At 62.6% G+C, this 17,069-nt stretch carries 13 protein-coding genes; 8 read left to right on the forward strand and 5 right to left on the reverse strand.

Annotation, left to right across the window (positions count from 1 at the left end):
* Nucleotides 1-58: 58 nt before the first annotated feature.
* From OEG79_RS11740 to OEG79_RS11755, 4 genes are all read right to left on the reverse strand, one after another.
* Entirely contained in the window at nt 59-2,302 is a 2,244-nt protein-coding gene (locus OEG79_RS11740; protein WP_264145200.1) for an Orn/Lys/Arg decarboxylase N-terminal domain-containing protein, read from the reverse strand.
* Nucleotides 2,303-2,423: 121 nt separating this feature from the next.
* Nucleotides 2,424-3,125, reverse strand: coding sequence for a DNA polymerase III subunit epsilon (dnaQ, locus tag OEG79_RS11745; RefSeq protein WP_264148714.1), 702 nt, complete (start codon nt 3,123-3,125; stop codon nt 2,424-2,426).
* Between the two features lie 125 nt (nt 3,126-3,250).
* The gene (gene rnhA, locus OEG79_RS11750) at nt 3,251-3,703 is read right to left on the reverse strand and encodes a ribonuclease HI (RefSeq protein WP_264145201.1); all 453 of its coding nucleotides are present in this window, start codon (nt 3,701-3,703) and stop codon (nt 3,251-3,253) included.
* A 40-nt stretch (nt 3,704-3,743) separates the two neighbouring features.
* Nucleotides 3,744-4,502, reverse strand: coding sequence for a class I SAM-dependent methyltransferase (locus OEG79_RS11755; RefSeq protein ID WP_264145202.1), 759 nt, complete (start codon nt 4,500-4,502; stop codon nt 3,744-3,746).
* A 72-nt stretch (nt 4,503-4,574) separates the two neighbouring features.
* Between OEG79_RS11755 and gloB the strand changes: the two genes are divergently transcribed.
* Together gloB and OEG79_RS11765 are read left to right on the forward strand one after the other, a co-directional pair.
* Entirely contained in the window at nt 4,575-5,348 is a 774-nt protein-coding gene (gloB, locus tag OEG79_RS11760) for a hydroxyacylglutathione hydrolase (RefSeq protein ID WP_264145203.1), read from the forward strand.
* A 159-nt stretch (nt 5,349-5,507) separates the two neighbouring features.
* Nucleotides 5,508-7,082, forward strand: a complete 1,575-nt coding sequence (locus OEG79_RS11765; protein WP_264145204.1) for a LysM peptidoglycan-binding domain-containing protein — start codon at nt 5,508-5,510, stop codon at nt 7,080-7,082.
* On the opposite strand, the gene OEG79_RS11770 is transcribed toward OEG79_RS11765, so the two are convergent.
* Complete coding sequence (locus tag OEG79_RS11770; protein WP_264145205.1) at nt 7,083-8,525, reverse strand: HDOD domain-containing protein; 1,443 nt, start codon at nt 8,523-8,525, stop codon at nt 7,083-7,085.
* A 147-nt stretch (nt 8,526-8,672) separates the two neighbouring features.
* Here OEG79_RS11770 and OEG79_RS11775 point away from each other — a divergent pair, with 147 nt between their 5' ends.
* From OEG79_RS11775 to fabI, 6 genes are read left to right on the forward strand one after another with little or no spacing between them, the layout of a single operon-like run.
* Nucleotides 8,673-10,502: an extracellular solute-binding protein gene (locus OEG79_RS11775; protein ID WP_264145206.1), complete on the forward strand. Its 1,830-nt coding sequence runs from the start codon at nt 8,673-8,675 to the stop codon at nt 10,500-10,502.
* Nucleotides 10,499-12,346: an extracellular solute-binding protein gene (locus OEG79_RS11780; RefSeq protein ID WP_264145207.1), complete on the forward strand. Its 1,848-nt coding sequence runs from the start codon at nt 10,499-10,501 to the stop codon at nt 12,344-12,346. Before OEG79_RS11775 ends, OEG79_RS11780 begins: the two co-directional genes overlap by 4 nt.
* Nucleotides 12,346-13,419 (forward strand): microcin C ABC transporter permease YejB, encoded by a 1,074-nt coding sequence (locus OEG79_RS11785; RefSeq protein WP_264145208.1) that lies wholly within the window; start codon nt 12,346-12,348, stop codon nt 13,417-13,419. Before OEG79_RS11780 ends, OEG79_RS11785 begins: the two co-directional genes overlap by 1 nt.
* Before the next feature lie 2 nt (nt 13,420-13,421).
* A complete protein-coding gene (locus OEG79_RS11790) occupies nt 13,422-14,441 on the forward strand; it encodes an ABC transporter permease (protein WP_264145209.1) in 1,020 nt (339 codons plus the stop codon).
* A 1-nt stretch (nt 14,442) separates the two neighbouring features.
* Complete coding sequence (locus OEG79_RS11795) at nt 14,443-16,056, forward strand: ABC transporter ATP-binding protein (RefSeq protein ID WP_264145210.1); 1,614 nt, start codon at nt 14,443-14,445, stop codon at nt 16,054-16,056.
* Between the two features lie 28 nt (nt 16,057-16,084).
* The gene (fabI, locus tag OEG79_RS11800; protein ID WP_264145211.1) at nt 16,085-16,879 is read left to right on the forward strand and encodes an enoyl-ACP reductase FabI; all 795 of its coding nucleotides are present in this window, start codon (nt 16,085-16,087) and stop codon (nt 16,877-16,879) included.
* The last annotated feature ends 190 nt before the right edge of the window (nt 16,880-17,069 follow it).

Below are 17,069 nucleotides of genomic sequence, written 5' to 3' on the forward strand. Positions count from 1 at the left end.
GTCAGAGATAAGAGATTGATCTGTCGAGGTTCTTGAGCCTCGACAGATTTGCCACGCTTTATTCGACCAGGCAGTCCACGCAGTACTCGCCTGCGTCGGTCTGCAAGCCGTGCACGTCGATATCGAAGCCCGGGAATGCCTGATCGAAGGTTCTGGCAAATGCCAGGTAGTCGAGAATCGAACGCGTCGTGGCGGTGAAGCGCTCACCCGGCATGATCAACGGGATACCCGGCGGATAAGGCACCAGCATCACGGCAGCGATACGTCCCTGCAACTGATCGATGGGTACTGCCTCCACCTCGCCGCGCACCAGGCGGTCATAGGCATCGGCCGGCTTGATCGCCACTTCGGGCAGCGCCGTGTACATGCTCTTCAACGCCTTCGCCGTGGCATTGTCTCGATAGCAGCCATGCAACGCATCGCACAGATCGCGCAGGCCCATGCCCTGATAGCGTCCGCCGCCGGCATGGGCGATGGTAGGCAGCACATCGATCAGTGGCAGGTTGGCGTCGTAGCTGCGCTTGAACTCCAGCAACTCGGTCAGCAACGTGCTCCATTTGCCCTTGGTGATGCCCATGGAGAACAGCACCAGGAAGGAGTACAGACCGGTCTTCTCCACCACCAGACCACGCTCCCAGAGGAACTTGCTGACTACAGCGGCGGGAATACCCTGTTCCTCCAGCCTGCCGGCCGCGTTCAGGCCCGGCATCACCAGCGTGACCTTGATCGGGTCGAGCAGCACGTAATCGCTGGCCACGTCGCCAAAACCATGCCAGTCGGCATCCGGTTGCAACACCCAGTCGCCGGTCGACAGGTTGTCGGCACCGTCGGCCTCCCCCGGCTGCCAGATACTGAACCACCAGTCTTCGACATTCAGGTTGCGGCGCACATTGGCCAGGGCGCGGCGGAAGCTCAGCGCCTCGTCAAAGGTTTCCTGGATCAGCGAGCGTCCGGCCGGGCCTTCCATCATCGCCGACGCCACATCCAGCGAGGCGATGATGCCGTACTGCGGTGACGTGGAGATATGCATCATGAAGGCTTCGTTGAAGCGGTCTCGGTCCAGTTGGCGCTGACCACCGTCCTGCACGTGGATCATCGACGCCTGACTGAAGGCGGCCAGCAGCTTGTGCGTGGAGTGGGTGGTGAACACCAGCGGCGAATGTGCGTCGCATTGGGTGCCCATGCCGTAGCGACCGGCATAGAACTCGTGGAACGCCGCGTAGGCGTACCAGGCTTCATCGAAATGCAGCACCTCCACCGAGTCGCCGAGCGCCTGCTTGACCATCTCGGCGTTGTAGCAGAGGCCGTCGTAGGTAGAGTTGGTCACCACCGCCAGCTTGACCTTCGGCGCGCGGCCACGGGCCAGCGGACTGGCGTCGATCTTGGCCTGGATCGACTCGCGACTGAACTCGGAAAGCGGAATCGGCCCGATGATGCCCAGCTCGTTGCGTTCCGGACACAGATACAGCGGGATCGCGCCGGTCATGATGATCGAGTGCAGGATCGACTTGTGGCAGTTGCGATCCACCAGCACCAGATCATCGCGGCCGACCATGGAATGCCAGACGATCTTGTTCGCTGTGGAGGTGCCATTGATCACGAAAAAGGTGTGATCGGCGCCAAAATTTCGCGCAGCGCGTGCCTCGGCCTCGGCCAAAGGGCCGGTGTGATCGAGCAGCGACCCCAGCTCCGGCACCGACACGGACAAATCGGAACGCAGCGTGTTTTCGCCAAAGAACTGGTGAAACGCCTGCCCAACCGGGCTCTTGCGGTAGGCCACGCCACCGCCGTGCCCCGGCGTATGCCAGGAATAATTCGACTGCGCGGTGTGCTGCACCAGCGCCTTGAAGAAAGGCGGCAGCAGACCGTCGAGGTAGTTGTGCGCAGCACGCGCCACCTGGCGGGCCAGAAAGGATACGGTGTCTTCGTAGAGATAGAGGATGCCGCGCAGGTGGTTGAGATCGGCCATGGCCTCGGCCGGCGCGTTCTCGATGGTGACCTGCTCGCCCAGCGCGAAGATCGGCAACTGCGGCGCCCGCACCCGCGCCACGCGAATCAGCTCGACCATGTCCTGCAACAGGCGGCTGTTCTCCCCGGCGCCTTCTGCGGCGACCAGGATACAGGCCAGGCCATGGTGGGTGGAAGCGACGATACGCCCCTCGGCGGCGCTGGCCGTAGGCAGGATGCTGAATCCGTCCTGGGTCAGTTCCTGAGCGATGGCACGCACGCGATCACCGGCGACAGTGTCTGCCTTGATGTCGCGGTGCACGATGAGGACGGGAAACTTTAGGTCTTTGTACATTGTGGCGTCCTGAAGGATGGCAGGCCGGACCTGCCCATCACCTCAGGTTAGAGGCTCGCCCTGATCGGCGGAACCCCCCATGCGTCACGCTATAAGAAAAGGTCGCAATTGCGCTGTTTGGTTATTCCGGCGCCTTTTCCAGCTGCGCCCACAGCGATGGACCACCAGCGGCCTTCTCGATCACCGCCAGGCGCGCCAGATGCGCCGCAAGCTCTTCCTCACTGGCGCGAATGACGCGGGTGCGCGGGCGCGAAGGGTCGAGGCGACGAATCGGTGCAGCCTGCTGACGCCCGCTGCCATCGCTGTCAGCCCCATCGCCGGCCAGCGACAGATGGGTCTGACCACCGGTCATCGCCAGATAGACGTCGGCAAGAATCTCCGAGTCGAGCAAGGCGCCGTGCAGTTCGCGGTTGGAGTTGTCGACACCGTAACGCTTGCACAGCGCATCGAGACTGTTGCGCTGCCCCGGATGGCGTTCACGCGCCATCAGCAGGGTATCGAGCACCGAGCAGTAATCGCTGACATCGGCACGTTCGGTCTGCCCCAGCAGAGCGAACTCGTTGTTGATGAAACCAACGTCGAACGCCGCGTTGTGGATGATCAGTTGGGCGCCCTTGATGAACTCGTAGAACTCATCGGCGATTTCCCGGAAACGTGGTTTGTCGGCCACGTATTCGTTGGTGATGCCGTGAACCGCGATCGCGCCTTCGTCGATCTCGCGATCGGGATTGAGATAGACGTGGAAGTGACGCCCCGTCAGGCGACGCCCCAGCAACTCGACACAACCGATCTCGATGATGCGGTGCCCGTCGGTGACCGGCATACCGGTGGTTTCGGTATCCAGCACCACGTAGCGGTTGACGGTGTTCTCGGTTGTCACGCCCTGCCTCTCTTCTATCCGGGTTGTCGCGGGTTCAAGCGCGGCATATTAACTCAGCCGACACATTGCTAGCTCGCCGAACGCACTTCGTCGACGCCTCGATTGGCCAACTGGTCCGCTCGCTCGTTGCCCGGATGCCCGGTATGACCGCGCACCCACTGCCAGCTCACCTGGTGGCGATTCACTTCCTCGTCCAGCTTTTGCCAGAGGTCGGCATTCTTCACCGGCTCTTTCGAGGCGGTCTTCCAGCCGCGCTTCTTCCAGTTCGGCAGCCACTCCTGGATACCCTTCATCACATACTGCGAATCGGTCACCAGCTTGACCGAACAGGGGCGGGTCAGCGCGATCAGGCCGGCAATCGCTGCCATCAGTTCCATGCGGTTGTTGGTGGTGCTGGGGTCACCGCCCCATAGCTCCTTTTCCACACCCTTGTAGACCAGCAACGCCCCCCAGCCACCCGGGCCAGGATTGCCCTTGCAGGCGCCATCGGTGTAGATCACCACTTCATCGGTTTCGGACATTCATAAGCTCTGTACAGAATTGACGGGCCAGGGCCTGGCTTCAACTGTCGACATCACGCCGACTGATCTTGGCCACCGGCAGCGGCAACAGCTTGCCCATTGGCTCGCGGCGCGTTTGCCGCAACGGGCGCAGGCCGACCACCAGTTTGCGCGCCACCAGCAGGTAGAAGCCGGCACCCGGCAACTGCCAGGCATCGCCCCAGCTCTCCATTCGCCGCAGGCGCATTTGCCAGGCCAGCGAAGCGAGCGGCGGACGATAGCACCCGAAGCGGCGCTTCTCCAACGCAAAGCCCAGCAGGCTCAGCCAGTCACCGACGCGGCTCGGTGCGATACAGCGCGCCCTGGCCAAACCGTCGCGCGCGAACAGACGTCGCACGCCCCAGGTGCTCCAGGGGTGGATACCCAGGATCAGCAGATGCCCGCCAGGCCTGACGCTGCGGGCTGCCTCTCGCAGCAAACCGTGAGGCGACAGGCTGAAGTCCAGGCCATGCTGCAGCACCACCACATCGGCAGCGTGCTCCCCCAAGGGCCAGGCCTGCTCATCGCAGACGATCTGCACCCCTGGCATCGGCGCGCCAAGGCGTACGTTGTGCTGGATCTGCCCGGCCTTGGGCGGCCCTTCTGCGCCGGGTCCGAAACTCACCAGATAGCCGCCGAAGAAACGCGCCAATTCCTCTTCCAGCAAGCGCCGCTCTTCCTCGAGCATCAGCTGCCCGAGCGGGCCGGCAAGCCAGTCGCGTGCCTCGCCAACTAGTTTGAGCCACTCCGAGTCGGCCTGGGCGAATGCCTGGTCAGTCATCGCTGCCTCCGCATGACAGGTTCTGCATGTCGTGTCTAAGATGCACCTTTATCACCAGCTTAGCGACCCGCAATGATTCAGATCGACGCGCTGCCCGCCTTCAACGACAACTATATCTGGCTGCTGCAAGAGCCGAGCAGCAAACGCTGCGCCGTGGTCGACCCGGGCGATGCGGCCCCGGTGCTGGCCTGGCTGGAGGCTCATCCCGGCTGGCAGCTCGGCGACATCCTGATCACCCATCATCACTTCGATCATGTCGGCGGCGTCGAGCAGCTCAAGAGCGCCACCGGCGCACGTGTCGCCGGCCCGGCGGCAGAGAAGATTCCGGCCCGCGACCTCGATCTGCACGACAACGATGAGATCGATGTGCTTGGCCTGCGGTTCAAGGTCATGGCCGTACCGGGCCACACCCTCGGCCATATCGCTTACTACCATGCACCGCAGAACCTGCTGTTCTGCGGTGACACCCTGTTCGCAGGCGGCTGCGGCCGACTGTTCGAGGGTACGCCCCAGCAGATGCATCGTTCCCTGAGCCGCCTGGCTGCCCTGCCCGCCAGCACGCAGGTGTACTGCACCCACGAATACACCCTGAGCAACCTGCGTTTCGCCCATGCCGTGGAACCTGACAACGTGCGCCTGAACGAACGCCTGGCCGAAGTGACCCGCTGGCGCGACGAAGGCCGCATCAGCCTGCCATCGAACATCGAACTGGAGCTGGCCACCAATCCCTTTCTGCGCACGGGTGAGGCTTCGGTGGTTGCTGCGGCAAAAGGACGCGAAGGCAAGCTATCGGACGAACCGAGCGCCGTGTTCGCCTGCCTGCGAGCCTGGAAGGACAACTTCTGAAGCCTTGGAACAAAGCCCATCAGGGCTGTTCCTGAACACCACGCGCGACACACCCGCGCGATATGGATGCAGGTCACAAAAGGCTGGTGAAAACTTGACCACCCCCGGTTCGGTTCCTAGAATCGCCCGACCTTTTCGCCGGGACAGCCACCTCACCCAATGCCTCTATCACCACGCAAGCCATTGAAAATCAAGGCATTTGCGCGAAGCGCCCGGGCGCTCGCGGTGATGTGTTGCATAACCCTGGCCGGCTGTCAGAGCCTGCCCGGCGAGGCCCCGGACAGCTCCGCCGACACTTCCCGAGCCGTGGGCCTGGAGCGCGAGCCAGAGTGGCTCAACAGCCAGATCAAGCCGCGTGAATACAACGATATCTGGGAGCGCGTGCGCGACGGTTTCAAGCTGCAGGACGAGATTGGCATCAACCCGCGCATCGAACGCCTGCGCCTGTGGTACGCCAGCAACCCGAAACACGTCGACACCGTCAGCGAACGCAGCGCACCTTATATCCATTACATCGTCGAACGTCTGGCCGAACGAGACATGCCGATGGAGCTTGCGCTGCTGCCCGTGATCGAAAGCGCCTACGACCCACAGGCCTACTCCTCGGCCCACGCCGTCGGCCTCTGGCAGTTCATCCCGTCTACCGGTCGCCATTACAACCTGCGTCAGACCAACTGGTACGACGGACGTCGCGATGTCACCGCCTCGACCCAGGCCGCACTCAACTACCTGAGCCGCCTGCACGAGATGTTCAATGGCGACTGGCTGCTCGCCCTGGCCGCCTACAATGCCGGCGAAGGTCGTATCAGCCGCGCCATCGAGCGCAACGAGAAACTCGGTCTGCCCAGCGACTACTGGAACCTTTCACTGCCCAAGGAAACCGAGGATTACGTGCCCAAGCTGCTGGCGCTATCGCAGGTCATCCTCACACCCGAGGCCTACGGCGTAACCCTGTCACCGATCGCCAACGAGCCCTATTTCGAGCAGATCGCGATCAAGCAGCACATGGACCTGGCCCGCGTCGCCAAGCTGGCCGACCTGGACGAGCAGGAGCTTCGGCAGCTCAACCCCGCCTACAAGCGCGGCATCACCCTCGATGGCCCGAAGCACCTGCTGGTGCCAACCGAGAAAGCCGAACTGCTCAGTGCCAACCTGGCCCTGATGAAGCCACAGGAGCTGGTCGACTGGCAGAGTTATACCGTTCGCTCCGGCGACAGCCTGCATGCCATCGCCAACCGCCATCATCTCTCGGTGAACATGCTCAAGGACGTCAATCGCCTGAGCAGCAACAACCTGAGTATCGGGCAAGTGCTGACCATTCCCGCCAAACCAGGTGCCGCACCGAGCGAACCACTGTATCAGCAGCGCAGTACCGCGCAGAACACTGCAAGCCGCACCTATAGGGTAAAAAATGGCGACAATCTCTGGCAGATCGCGCGCGCCAACCAGGTTGCCGTAAGCGACCTCAAGCGCTGGAACAAGCTGCAAGACAACCAGCTCAAGGTCGGCCAGGTACTTACGCTGGCAGCCGCCGACGGCACCCCGCAGGTTGCCGCCAATACGCGCAGCAGTAACAGCTCACGGGACAAGGCCACCTATTACCGCGTACAGCACGGCGATTCGCTGTACGTGATCGCCAAGCGCTTCAAGATCGACCTCAAGCGCCTGCAAGCCTGGAATCCACGCAGCGACACGCTGCGTCCGGGACAGATGCTGACCCTCTACCTGCCCTGATCAGCGCTTGCTGATGGCCTCCAGGCAGCGCCCCGTCAGCTGGGTGAAGCGTTGAAAGGCCACGAATTGCTCATGCCTCAGTGCGCGCCCGGATAACCGGCTATCGGCATACAACACGCCGATCTCCCGCGTGCCGGCCAGGATTGGCGCAATGAAGAACATGCCATTGCCCAGACTGCGCCGAATCGGCTGGGTCACCAGCTCGGCGAGGTTGTAGCTGGCCGGCACGCCCATCCAGATCGCCTCACGATGACGCAACGCGTAGCTGAATATGTGCGGCTGCTCTGCCTGCTCGGCCGGCAGCACAAAGTCCTCCAGCCATTGCCGGGTCCGCTCTCCCATTACCCGCTTGGCACGAAAGCGGCTTTGCCCGTCAGCCAGCACCGTGAGCATCACCCGCTCCAGCCCGGCGCCAAGGTGCAGACCATTGAGCAGGGTATCGAGCACCAAGCCGACATCGGCCCTGGCACCGACCATCAGGCCAAGGTCCTGCAGCGCCTGCTGCATTAGCAGCAGATCCGGCTGCAACAGCCGCGCCTTGCGCTCTTCCTGCTGCAGGCGGATCTGCTCGGGATCAGTAGTGGGAATCAGCCGGCACAGCGTGCTGGCACCGAATGTCGAGGCCACCTTGACCGCTTCGTCGGCACTGGCCAGCACCTGCTGGAGCGCGCCTTCGGGACTGAGCTCGACGAACGCTGCCATTTTCGCCAGCACCGCCTCCATCTCCGGCGATTCCCAGCCCTGCAGCGCAGCCTCGCTGATGCGCACACCCAACTGCACGGCGTACGCTGCCGGGTCATGCTGGTTGGCGCCGGCATGGGCCAGGCTGACGGTCTCACCCAGGTTCCAGCTTTTCACCAGACCCTGGGTGAGCTGGCGGAAGCTGGTGCCGAGCACCTCGCGCACCACCTCATGGGTTTCCATCCCGGGTTGCGCCAGAGCCGCAGCCAGCTCGTCTGCCTGCTCGCCGCCACAGCCCCAGAATGCCAACTCGCCCAGGTGATGAAGCAAGGCGGCAATAAACACCTCCTCGGTATGTTTGGAGAGCACGTAACCGGCGATGTTGCGCGCCTGCACGGCGGCATGGAAGGAACGCGCGAGCAGCTCCTGCAACTGTTCGCGTGGCGCACGGGTGAGCAGCCCGTCGATCAGGCTCACCGACAGGCCGATCAGACGCACGTTGTCGAAGCCGATCAGCACGATGGCCCGCGAGATGGTCTTGATGCTTTCCTGGGAAGGGTTGTAGTAAACGCTGTTGCCGACCCGCAACACCTTGCTGGTCAGCGCGGCATCACGCAGCAGTACATCGGCCAGTTGCTGTACCGAGGCCGAGTCCTGCTGCGCAAGGCGCTGCAGATCCTGAACCACGGCGGCCAGTGCAGGCAGTTCGGCCTGGTTCAGACGATCGATCCATGACTGCAAACCATGGCTGCGTTCAGGCAACTTCGTACCCTCATAAGGAGTCTGTGCAGTGTATGTCAAAGTGCCGCCAGCGCTCACCCGCCACAGCACTCTTTTTCCTGCCCAGACAAGCTGTTACTGTACGGCCCCAGAAGCCCAAACGCCGCCAAGGATCGGATCTCACGCCCGATGCGTCCCCTCCTCCTGCTGTTCCTCAGCCTGGCCTTGAGCTTTCCCGCCTCTGCGACTATCAGCGAGAGCCACGGCTACGCCCAGTTCGGGACACTCAAGTACCCTGCAAGCTTCAGTCATTTCGACTGGGTCAACCCCGATGCGCCCAAAGGCGGCACGTTGCGCATCATGGCGTCCGGTACTTTCGATACGCTCAATCCCTACACGCTCAAGGGCAGCAGCCCGATCTCGACCGCGCATTTTCTGCAGTACGGCGCCAGCGAGCTGAACGAACCCCTGATGGTCGGCACCGGCGCCTACGACCCCTCGGGCGACGAACCCGCCTCCAGCTATGGTCTGATCGCCAAAAGCGTCGAATACAGCGAGGATCGTAGCTGGGTGGTGTTCAACCTGCGCCCGGAAGCACACTTTCACGACGGCAAGCCGATCACCGCCTACGACGTGGCCTTCTCCTACCGCCTGCTGCGCAATGACGGCCATCCGCAGTACCGCACCAACCTGCAGGAAGTGAAGCGAGTCGACATCCTTGGGCGTCATCGCATCCGTTTCGTCTTCAAGCGCGCCGGCAACCCGCTGCTGATTTTGCGCCTGGGCGAACTGCCGGTGCTGCCGCAGCACTACTGGAAGGATCGCGACTTCAAGAGCACCACCTTCGATGCGCCCCTGGGCAGCGGCCCCTATCGCATCGTCCAGGTGGTCCCCGGCCGGCGTCTGGTGTTCGAGCGGGTGAAGGACTGGTGGGGCAAGGATCTGCCGGTAAACCGCGGCAAGTACAATTTCGACCGTATCGAAGTGGAGTTCTACCGCGACAACCATGTCGCCTTCGAAGCCTTCAAGGCCGGCGAATTCGACTTCTATATCGAGAATCAGGCGAAGAACTGGAGCAACGGCTATCGCTTCCCCGCCGTGACCCGCGGCGAAGTGGTCCGCGCCGAGATTCCCCACCAGATCCCCACGCAGACCCAGGCGCTGTTCATGAACACCCGCCGCGCGCTGTTCAGCGACCGCCGCGTACGCGAAGCGCTGGGACTGATGTTCGATTTCGAATGGACCAACCGCACCCTGTTCAACAATGCCTACGTAAGGGCATCCAGCTACTACCCCAACAGTGAGTTCTCGGCCACCGGCAAGCCCGAAGGCGCCGAATGGCTGCTGCTCTCGCCGCACCGCGACAAGCTGCCGGCACGCCTGTTCAGCGAAGCGCCGACACAACCGGTAACCGATGGCCGCGGCATCCCCCGGGAAACCTTGCGCCGAGCCCTCGGTCTATTGGCCGACGCCGGCTGGAAGACTTCCGGCCAGGAACTGCGCAATGCACGCGGCCAGCGCCTGGAGTTCGAGATCATGCTGGTCAACCCCAGCCTCGAACGCATTCTCCAACCCTATGTCGCCAACCTCGCCAGCCTCGGCATCAGCGCCAACCTGCGCACCGTCGACCGCGCGCAATACAAGCAACGCCTCGACCAGTTCGACTACGACATGATTCTGCTGACCCTGCCGCAAACCCTCAGCCCGGGCCTGGAACAATCGCTGTATTTCCACTCCAGTCAGGTGAACGTCAAGGGCGGCAAGAACTATGCGGGCGTCAACGACCCGGTGGTCGACGAGATGATCGACAAGCTGCTCTCTGCACAGACCCGTGACGAACAGATCGCCGCCACCCGTGCCCTGGACCGGGTGCTGCTCTGGCAGCACTACAGCATTCCCAACTGGTACATCAATTATCACCGCCTGGCGTACCGCAACCGGTTCGCCTTCGTCACCACGCCGCCCTATACGCTGGGGCTGCGGAGCTGGTGGCTGAAGCCCACGGAGAACGCTCGATGACCCACCCGCTGCGCAGTTTCCTGCTCCACGGTAGCAGCATCATCCTGCTCGGCCTGGCCGGCCTCGCCCTCGCCGCCCCCAAACATGCAGTCACGCTCTATGACGAGCCGCCCAAGTACCCCGCCGACTTCACTCACTTCGAATACACCAACCCCGACGCGCCCAAGGGCGGCACCTTCCGCGAAGCAGGATTCGGCGGTTTCGACAGCCTCAACCCCTTTATCAGCAAGGGCGTAGCCGCAGACGAGATCAATCTGATCTACGACACCCTGACCGTGCAGAGCATGGACGAGCCGTTCACCGCCTACGGCCTGGTGGCAGAGAAGATCGAGAAGGCACCAGACAATGCCTGGGTGCGTTTCCTGATACGCAAGGAGGCGCGCTTCCACGACGGCACGCCGATCACCGCCAAGGACGTCAAATTCACCTTCGACACGCTGATGGAAAAAGGCGCGCCGATGTGGCGCGGCTACTATGCCGACGTCGAGCAGGTGGAAGTGGAGTCGCCGCACAGCGTGCGCTTCGTGTTCAAGCACGCCGGCAACCGCGAGCTGCCACTGATCGTCGGCCAGTTGCCGGTCCTGCCCAAACACTGGTGGGCCGAGCGCGACTTCACCAAGGGCGACCTCAAGGCACCGCTGGGCAGCGGGCCTTACAAGGTCGGCCGCGTCCAGCCCGGCCGCAGCATCCGCTACGAGCGGGTCGAGGACTGGTGGGCCAGGGACCTGCCGGTAAGCCGCGGCTTCTACAACTTCGACACCATCCAGATCGACTATTACCGCGACAACACCGTGGCCCTGGAAGCGCTGAAGGCCGGGCATTTCGACTACTGGCTGGAAACCAGCGCGAAGAACTGGGCGACCGCCTACAACACTCCGGCAATCGCCAACGGTCAGTTGATCAAGGAAGAAATCCTGAACCGCAATCCCACCGGCATGCAGGGCTTCATCTTCAACACCCGCCGCCCGCAGTTTCAGGATCGCCGCGTGCGCGAAGCCCTGGGCCTGCTGTACGACTTCGAGTGGGCCAACAAGCGCCTGTTCAACGGCGCCTACTTCCGCACCCGCAGCTACTTCGACAACTCCGAACTGGGCTCGCGCGGACTGCCCGGTGAGGACGAGCTGGCTATCCTCGAACCACTGCGCGGCAAGATTCCGGCCGAAGTGTTCAACGAAGAATTCCGCGTACCGGTCACCGATGGCAGCGGCATCATCCGCGAGCAGCAGCGCCGCGCCTATCAGTTGCTGCAGCAGGCCGGCTGGCGCATCGAGGGTGATCGCATGCTCGACGTCAATGGCCAGCCGGTGAGCTTCGAATTCCTGCTGGCACAGACCGAGTTCGAGCGTGTTCTGCTGCCATTCAAGCGAAATCTGGCTGATCTCGGTATCGAGATGGTAATTCGCCGTGTCGACGTTTCGCAGTACATCAACCGCCTGCGCTCGCGTGATTTCGACATGATCGTCGGCGGCTTCGGCCAGTCCAACTCGCCTGGCAACGAACAGCGCGAGTACTGGCACTCCTCCAGTGCCGACAATCCGGGCAGCCGCAACTTCATCGGCCTGAAGGACCCGGCCATCGACCAGATCGTCGAAGGCCTTATCAACGCCGACTCGCGCCAGGAGCTTATCGCCCACACCCGGGCGCTGGACCGCGTGCTGCTGTGGGGCTTCTACGTGATCCCCAACTGGCATATCAAGACCTGGCGCGTCGCCTACTGGAATCGCTTCGAGCATCCCAAGGTGACGCCGCTCTACGATATCGGCCTGCATACCTGGTGGGTGCGCCCGGGCCTCGAGGAGCCGAGCCAGGTTCAGGAACAGGCTACCGAAGAGGCGAAGCCATAATGCTCGCCTACATACTTCGCCGCCTGCTGCTGATCATCCCGACCCTGTTCGGCATCCTGATCATCAACTTCGTCATCATCCAGGCCGCGCCCGGCGGCCCGGTGGAACAGATGATCGCCAAGCTGGAAGGCTTCGATGGCGCCACCAGCCGCATCGCCGGCGGCGGCGCCGAGGTTTCGGTGGCCGGCTCCAACTATCGCGGCGCTCAGGGCCTCGATCCAAAACTGATCGAAGAAATCGAGAAGATGTACGGCTTCGACAAGTCGGCGCCGGAACGCTTCTGGATCATGCTGAAGAACTACGCCCAGCTGGACTTTGGCTCCAGCTTCTTTCGCGATGCCCAGGTCATCGACCTGATCATCGAGAAGATGCCGGTGTCGATCTCGCTCGGCCTCTGGAGCACCCTGATCATGTATCTGGTGTCCATTCCACTGGGCATCGCCAAGGCCACCCGCCACGGCAGCGCCTTCGACGTCTGGACCAGTTCGGCGATCATCATCGGTTACGCCATCCCGGCCTTCCTCTTCGCCATTCTGCTGATCGTTCTGTTCGCCGGCGGCAGCTACTGGGACTGGTTCCCTCTGCGCGGGTTGACCTCGAACAACTTCGAAGAACTCAGTCTCGGCGGCAAGATTCTCGACTACCTCTGGCACCTGGTGCTGCCGGTCACCGCCCTGGTCATAGGCAACTTCGCCACCCTGACCCTGCTGACCAAGAACAGCTTCCTCGACGAGATCAACAAGCAGTACGTGATCACCGCCCGAGCCAAGGGCCTGACCAATCACCGCGTGCTCTACGGCCACGTATTCCGCAACGCCATGCTGCTGATCATTGCCGGTTTCCCCGCCGCCTTCATCGGCATCTTCTTCACCGGCTCCCTGCTCATCGAGGTGATCTTCTCCCTCGACGGCCTGGGCCTGATGAGTTTCGAAGCGGCGATCAACCGCGACTATCCGGTGGTGTTCGGCACGCTGTTCATCTTCACCTTGCTGGGGCTGGTCGTGAAATTGATCGGTGACATCACCTACACCCTGGTCGATCCGCGCATCGACTTCGAAAGTCGGGAGGGTTGAGCATGAAACTCTCTCCTCTCAATCGCCGTCGCCTCGATCGCTTCAAGGCACACAAGCGCGGCTGGTGGTCGCTGTGGCTGTTTCTCATCCTGTTCGGCCTGAGTCTCGGCGCCGAACTGATCGCCAACGACAAACCGCTGGCCGTGCGCTACGACGGGCAGTGGTATTTCCCGGTACTCAAGCGCTACCCGGAAACCGTGTTCGGTGGCGAATTCCCGCTGCAGGCCAACTACAAGAGTCCGTACATTCAGGAGCTGATCGCGGAAAAGGACGGCTGGATGATCTGGCCGCCGATTCCCTTCAGCTATTCGAGCATCAACTACGACCTGGAAGTGCCGGCCCCGGCACCGCCTTCGGCGAAAAACTGGCTGGGTACCGATGACCAGGGCCGCGACGTGCTGGCACGTGTGATCTACGGATTCCGCATCTCGGTGCTGTTCGCCCTGACCCTGACCCTGGCCAGTTCGCTGATCGGCGTGACCGCCGGCGCGCTGCAGGGTTTCTACGGCGGCTGGGTCGACCTGCTTGGCCAGCGCTTTCTGGAAATCTGGTCGGGCCTGCCGGTGCTCTATCTGCTGATTATCCTCGCCAGCTTCGTACAGCCGAACTTCTGGTGGCTGCTCGGCATCATGCTGCTGTTCTCCTGGATGAGTCTGGTGGACGTCGTGCGCGCCGAATTCCTGCGCGGGCGCAACCTCGAGTACGTACGCGCGGCGCGGGCGCTGGGCATGGGCAACGGGGCAATCATGTTCCGTCATATCCTGCCCAATGCCATGGTTTCGACCATGACCTTCATGCCCTTCATACTCACCGGTGCCATCGGCACCCTCACCGCTCTGGACTTCCTCGGCTTCGGCCTGCCCCCCGGCGCCCCCTCGCTCGGCGAACTGGTCGCCCAGGGCAAGAGCAATCTGCAGGCGCCCTGGCTGGGTATCAGTGCCTTCGCCGTACTGGCGATCATGCTGAGTCTGCTGGTGTTCATCGGCGAAGCCGCCCGCGATGCCTTCGACCCGAGGAAATGACATGAGCCAGAACGAAACCCTGCTGCAAGTTCGCGACCTGGCCGTCGAATTCGTCACGGGCGAGCAATGCCAACGCGTGGTGGAAGGCGTCAGCTTCGACATTCACAAAGGCGAGACCCTGGCCCTGGTCGGCGAAAGCGGCTCGGGGAAGTCGGTCACGGCGCACTCCATCCTGCGCCTTCTACCCTACCCGCTCGCGCGCCACCCCCATGGCAGCATCGAGTATGCCGGCGAAGACCTGCTCAAGCTTGGCGAAGGCCGCCTGCGCGGCATCCGTGGCAACCGCATCGCCATGGTCTTCCAGGAGCCGATGACCTCGCTCAATCCGCTGCACACCATCGAGAAGCAGATCAACGAGGTGCTCGCCCTGCACAAGGGCCTACGTGGCAAGGCCGCCAGCGCGCGCACTCTGGAGCTGCTGGAACTGGTGGGCATCCCTGAACCGAAGAAGCGCCTGAAGGCTTACCCCCACGAACTCTCAGGCGGTCAGCGTCAGCGCGTGATGATCGCCATGGCCCTGGCCAACGAACCGCAACTGCTGATTGCCGATGAGCCGACCACTGCGCTGGACGTCACCGTGCAGCTGAAAATCCTCGAATTGCTCAAGGATCTGCAGAAGCGCCTAGGCATGTCATTGCTGCTGATCAGCCACGATCTCAACCTGGTTCGCAGAATTGCCCATCGCGTATGTGTCATGCAGCGCGGTCGCATCGTCGAACAGGCGTCGTGTGAAGAATTGTTCCAGGCTCCGCAGCATCCCTACACTCAGGAACTGCTCGGCGCCGAGCCCAGTGGCGAACCTGCAGCCAACCCTGCGGGCAAGCCGATGCTGGAAGTGGACGACCTGCGCGTATGGTTCCCGATCAAGAAGGGCCTGCTGCGCCGGACGGTGGATCATGTCAAGGCGGTGGACGGCATCAACTTCAGCCTGCCCCAGGGCCAGACCCTGGGCATCGTCGGCGAAAGTGGTTCCGGCAAATCCACCCTGGGCATGGCCATTCTGCGGCTGCTCGCCAGCCGCGGTGATATCCGCTTCCAGGGCCGGCAGTTGCAGGGCCTGAGTCAGCAGGAAGTACGCCCGCTGCGTCGGCAGATGCAGGTGGTGTTTCAGGATCCCTTCGGCAGCCTGAGCCCGCGTATGTCGGTAAGCCAGATCGTCGGTGAAGGTCTGCGCATTCACGGCATGGGCAACGAGGCAGAGCAGGAACAGGCGATCATCGATGCGCTTTTGGAGGTAGGGCTGGATCCGCAGACGCGGAATCGCTACCCCCACGAGTTTTCCGGCGGGCAACGGCAGCGGATTGCCATTGCCCGGGCACTGGTGTTGAAACCGGCGCTGATCCTGCTGGACGAGCCCACCTCGGCGCTCGACCGTACGGTGCAGCGTCAGGTGGTGGAGTTGTTGCGCGGCTTGCAGGCCAAGTACAACCTGACCTATCTGTTTATCAGCCATGACCTGGCGGTAGTCAGAGCGCTGAGCCACCAGTTGATGGTGGTCAGGCAGGGCCAGGTGGTAGAACAGGGGTCTGCCGAGTCGATCTTCAACGCACCGCAACACCCTTATACGCAGCAGTTGCTGGAAGCCGCTTTTCTGGCCCCGGCAACGGCTCACTGATCCTTGAAACAGGAAGAGGAATAGCACAATGGGTTTTCTAACCGGTAAGCGCGTACTCATCGTTGGCGTTGCCAGCAAACTGTCCATCGCCTCGGGTATCGCCGCCGCCATGCACCGCGAAGGTGCCGAGCTGGCTTTCACCTACCAGAACGAGAAGCTCAAGGGCCGCGTGGAAGACTTCGCCGCCGGCTGGGGCTCTAGCGCCGAGCTGTGCTTCCCCTGCGACGTGGCCAGCGATGAGGAAATCGCCGCGGTATTCGAAGCGCTGAGCAAGAAATGGGACGGCCTGGACTGTATCGTCCACTCGGTCGGTTTCGCCCCGGGCGACCAGCTCAATGGCGACTTCACCGAAGTCACCACCCGTGAAGGCTTCAAGATCGCCCACGACATCAGCGCCTACAGTTTCGTCGCCCTGGCCAAGGCGGGTCGCGAGATGATGAAAGGCCGCAACGGCAGCCTGCTCACCCTCTCCTACCTGGGTGCCGAGCGCACCATGCCCAACTACAACGTGATGGGCATGGCCAAGGCCAGCCTGGAAGCCGGTGTACGTTACCTGGCCGGCAGCCTCGGCCCGGAAGGCACCCGCGTCAACGCCATCTCCGCCGGCCCGATTCGCACCCTGGCCGCCAGCGGTATCGCCAGTTTCCGCAAGATGCTGGCCGCCAACGAGAAGCAGACCCCGCTGCGCCGCAACGTCACCATCGAGGAAGTCGGCAATGCCGGCGCATTCCTGTGCTCCGACCTGGCCTCGGGCATCAGTGGTGAAATCCTTTACGTCGACGGCGGTTTCAACACCACCGCCATGGGCGCAATGGAAGACTGAGAAGGTCGTCCTTGCCAAGCTCCATGCACGGCCTGAGCCTGCATGAATCCGCAACGCCGCACGCTCCCATGGACGTGCGGCGTTGTCGTTTCTGGCTTACCACCGGGATTGTTCAGTGAGTCCGAGAATTCACCTACAGACCGAATCGAAATGCCATCATGAGCCGGCACGCTTCGACGCTGGCGTTGTC

This window comes from Pseudomonas sp. Z8(2022) (genome assembly GCF_025837155.1).
In the GTDB taxonomy this organism is placed as follows: Bacteria; Pseudomonadota; Gammaproteobacteria; order Pseudomonadales; family Pseudomonadaceae; genus Aquipseudomonas.

What these genes read in the sequence shown, in the direction of transcription:
- OEG79_RS11740 (WP_264145200.1), bottom strand. Translation starts at nt 2,302, where the DNA reads ATGTACAAAGACCTAAAGTTTCCCGTCCTCATCGTGCACCGCGACATC.
- dnaQ (WP_264148714.1), bottom strand. Translation starts at nt 3,125, where the DNA reads ATGCCGGTCACCGACGGGCACCGCATCATCGAGATCGGTTGTGTCGAG.
- rnhA (WP_264145201.1), bottom strand. Translation starts at nt 3,703, where the DNA reads ATGTCCGAAACCGATGAAGTGGTGATCTACACCGATGGCGCCTGCAAG.
- OEG79_RS11755 (WP_264145202.1), bottom strand. Translation starts at nt 4,502, where the DNA reads ATGACTGACCAGGCATTCGCCCAGGCCGACTCGGAGTGGCTCAAACTA.
- gloB (WP_264145203.1), top strand. Translation starts at nt 4,575, where the DNA reads ATGATTCAGATCGACGCGCTGCCCGCCTTCAACGACAACTATATCTGG.
- OEG79_RS11765 (WP_264145204.1), top strand. Translation starts at nt 5,508, where the DNA reads ATGCCTCTATCACCACGCAAGCCATTGAAAATCAAGGCATTTGCGCGA.
- OEG79_RS11775 (WP_264145206.1), top strand. Translation starts at nt 8,673, where the DNA reads ATGCGTCCCCTCCTCCTGCTGTTCCTCAGCCTGGCCTTGAGCTTTCCC.
- OEG79_RS11780 (WP_264145207.1), top strand. Translation starts at nt 10,499, where the DNA reads ATGACCCACCCGCTGCGCAGTTTCCTGCTCCACGGTAGCAGCATCATC.
- OEG79_RS11785 (WP_264145208.1), top strand. Translation starts at nt 12,346, where the DNA reads ATGCTCGCCTACATACTTCGCCGCCTGCTGCTGATCATCCCGACCCTG.
- OEG79_RS11790 (WP_264145209.1), top strand. Translation starts at nt 13,422, where the DNA reads ATGAAACTCTCTCCTCTCAATCGCCGTCGCCTCGATCGCTTCAAGGCA.
- OEG79_RS11795 (WP_264145210.1), top strand. Translation starts at nt 14,443, where the DNA reads ATGAGCCAGAACGAAACCCTGCTGCAAGTTCGCGACCTGGCCGTCGAA.
- fabI (WP_264145211.1), top strand. Translation starts at nt 16,085, where the DNA reads ATGGGTTTTCTAACCGGTAAGCGCGTACTCATCGTTGGCGTTGCCAGC.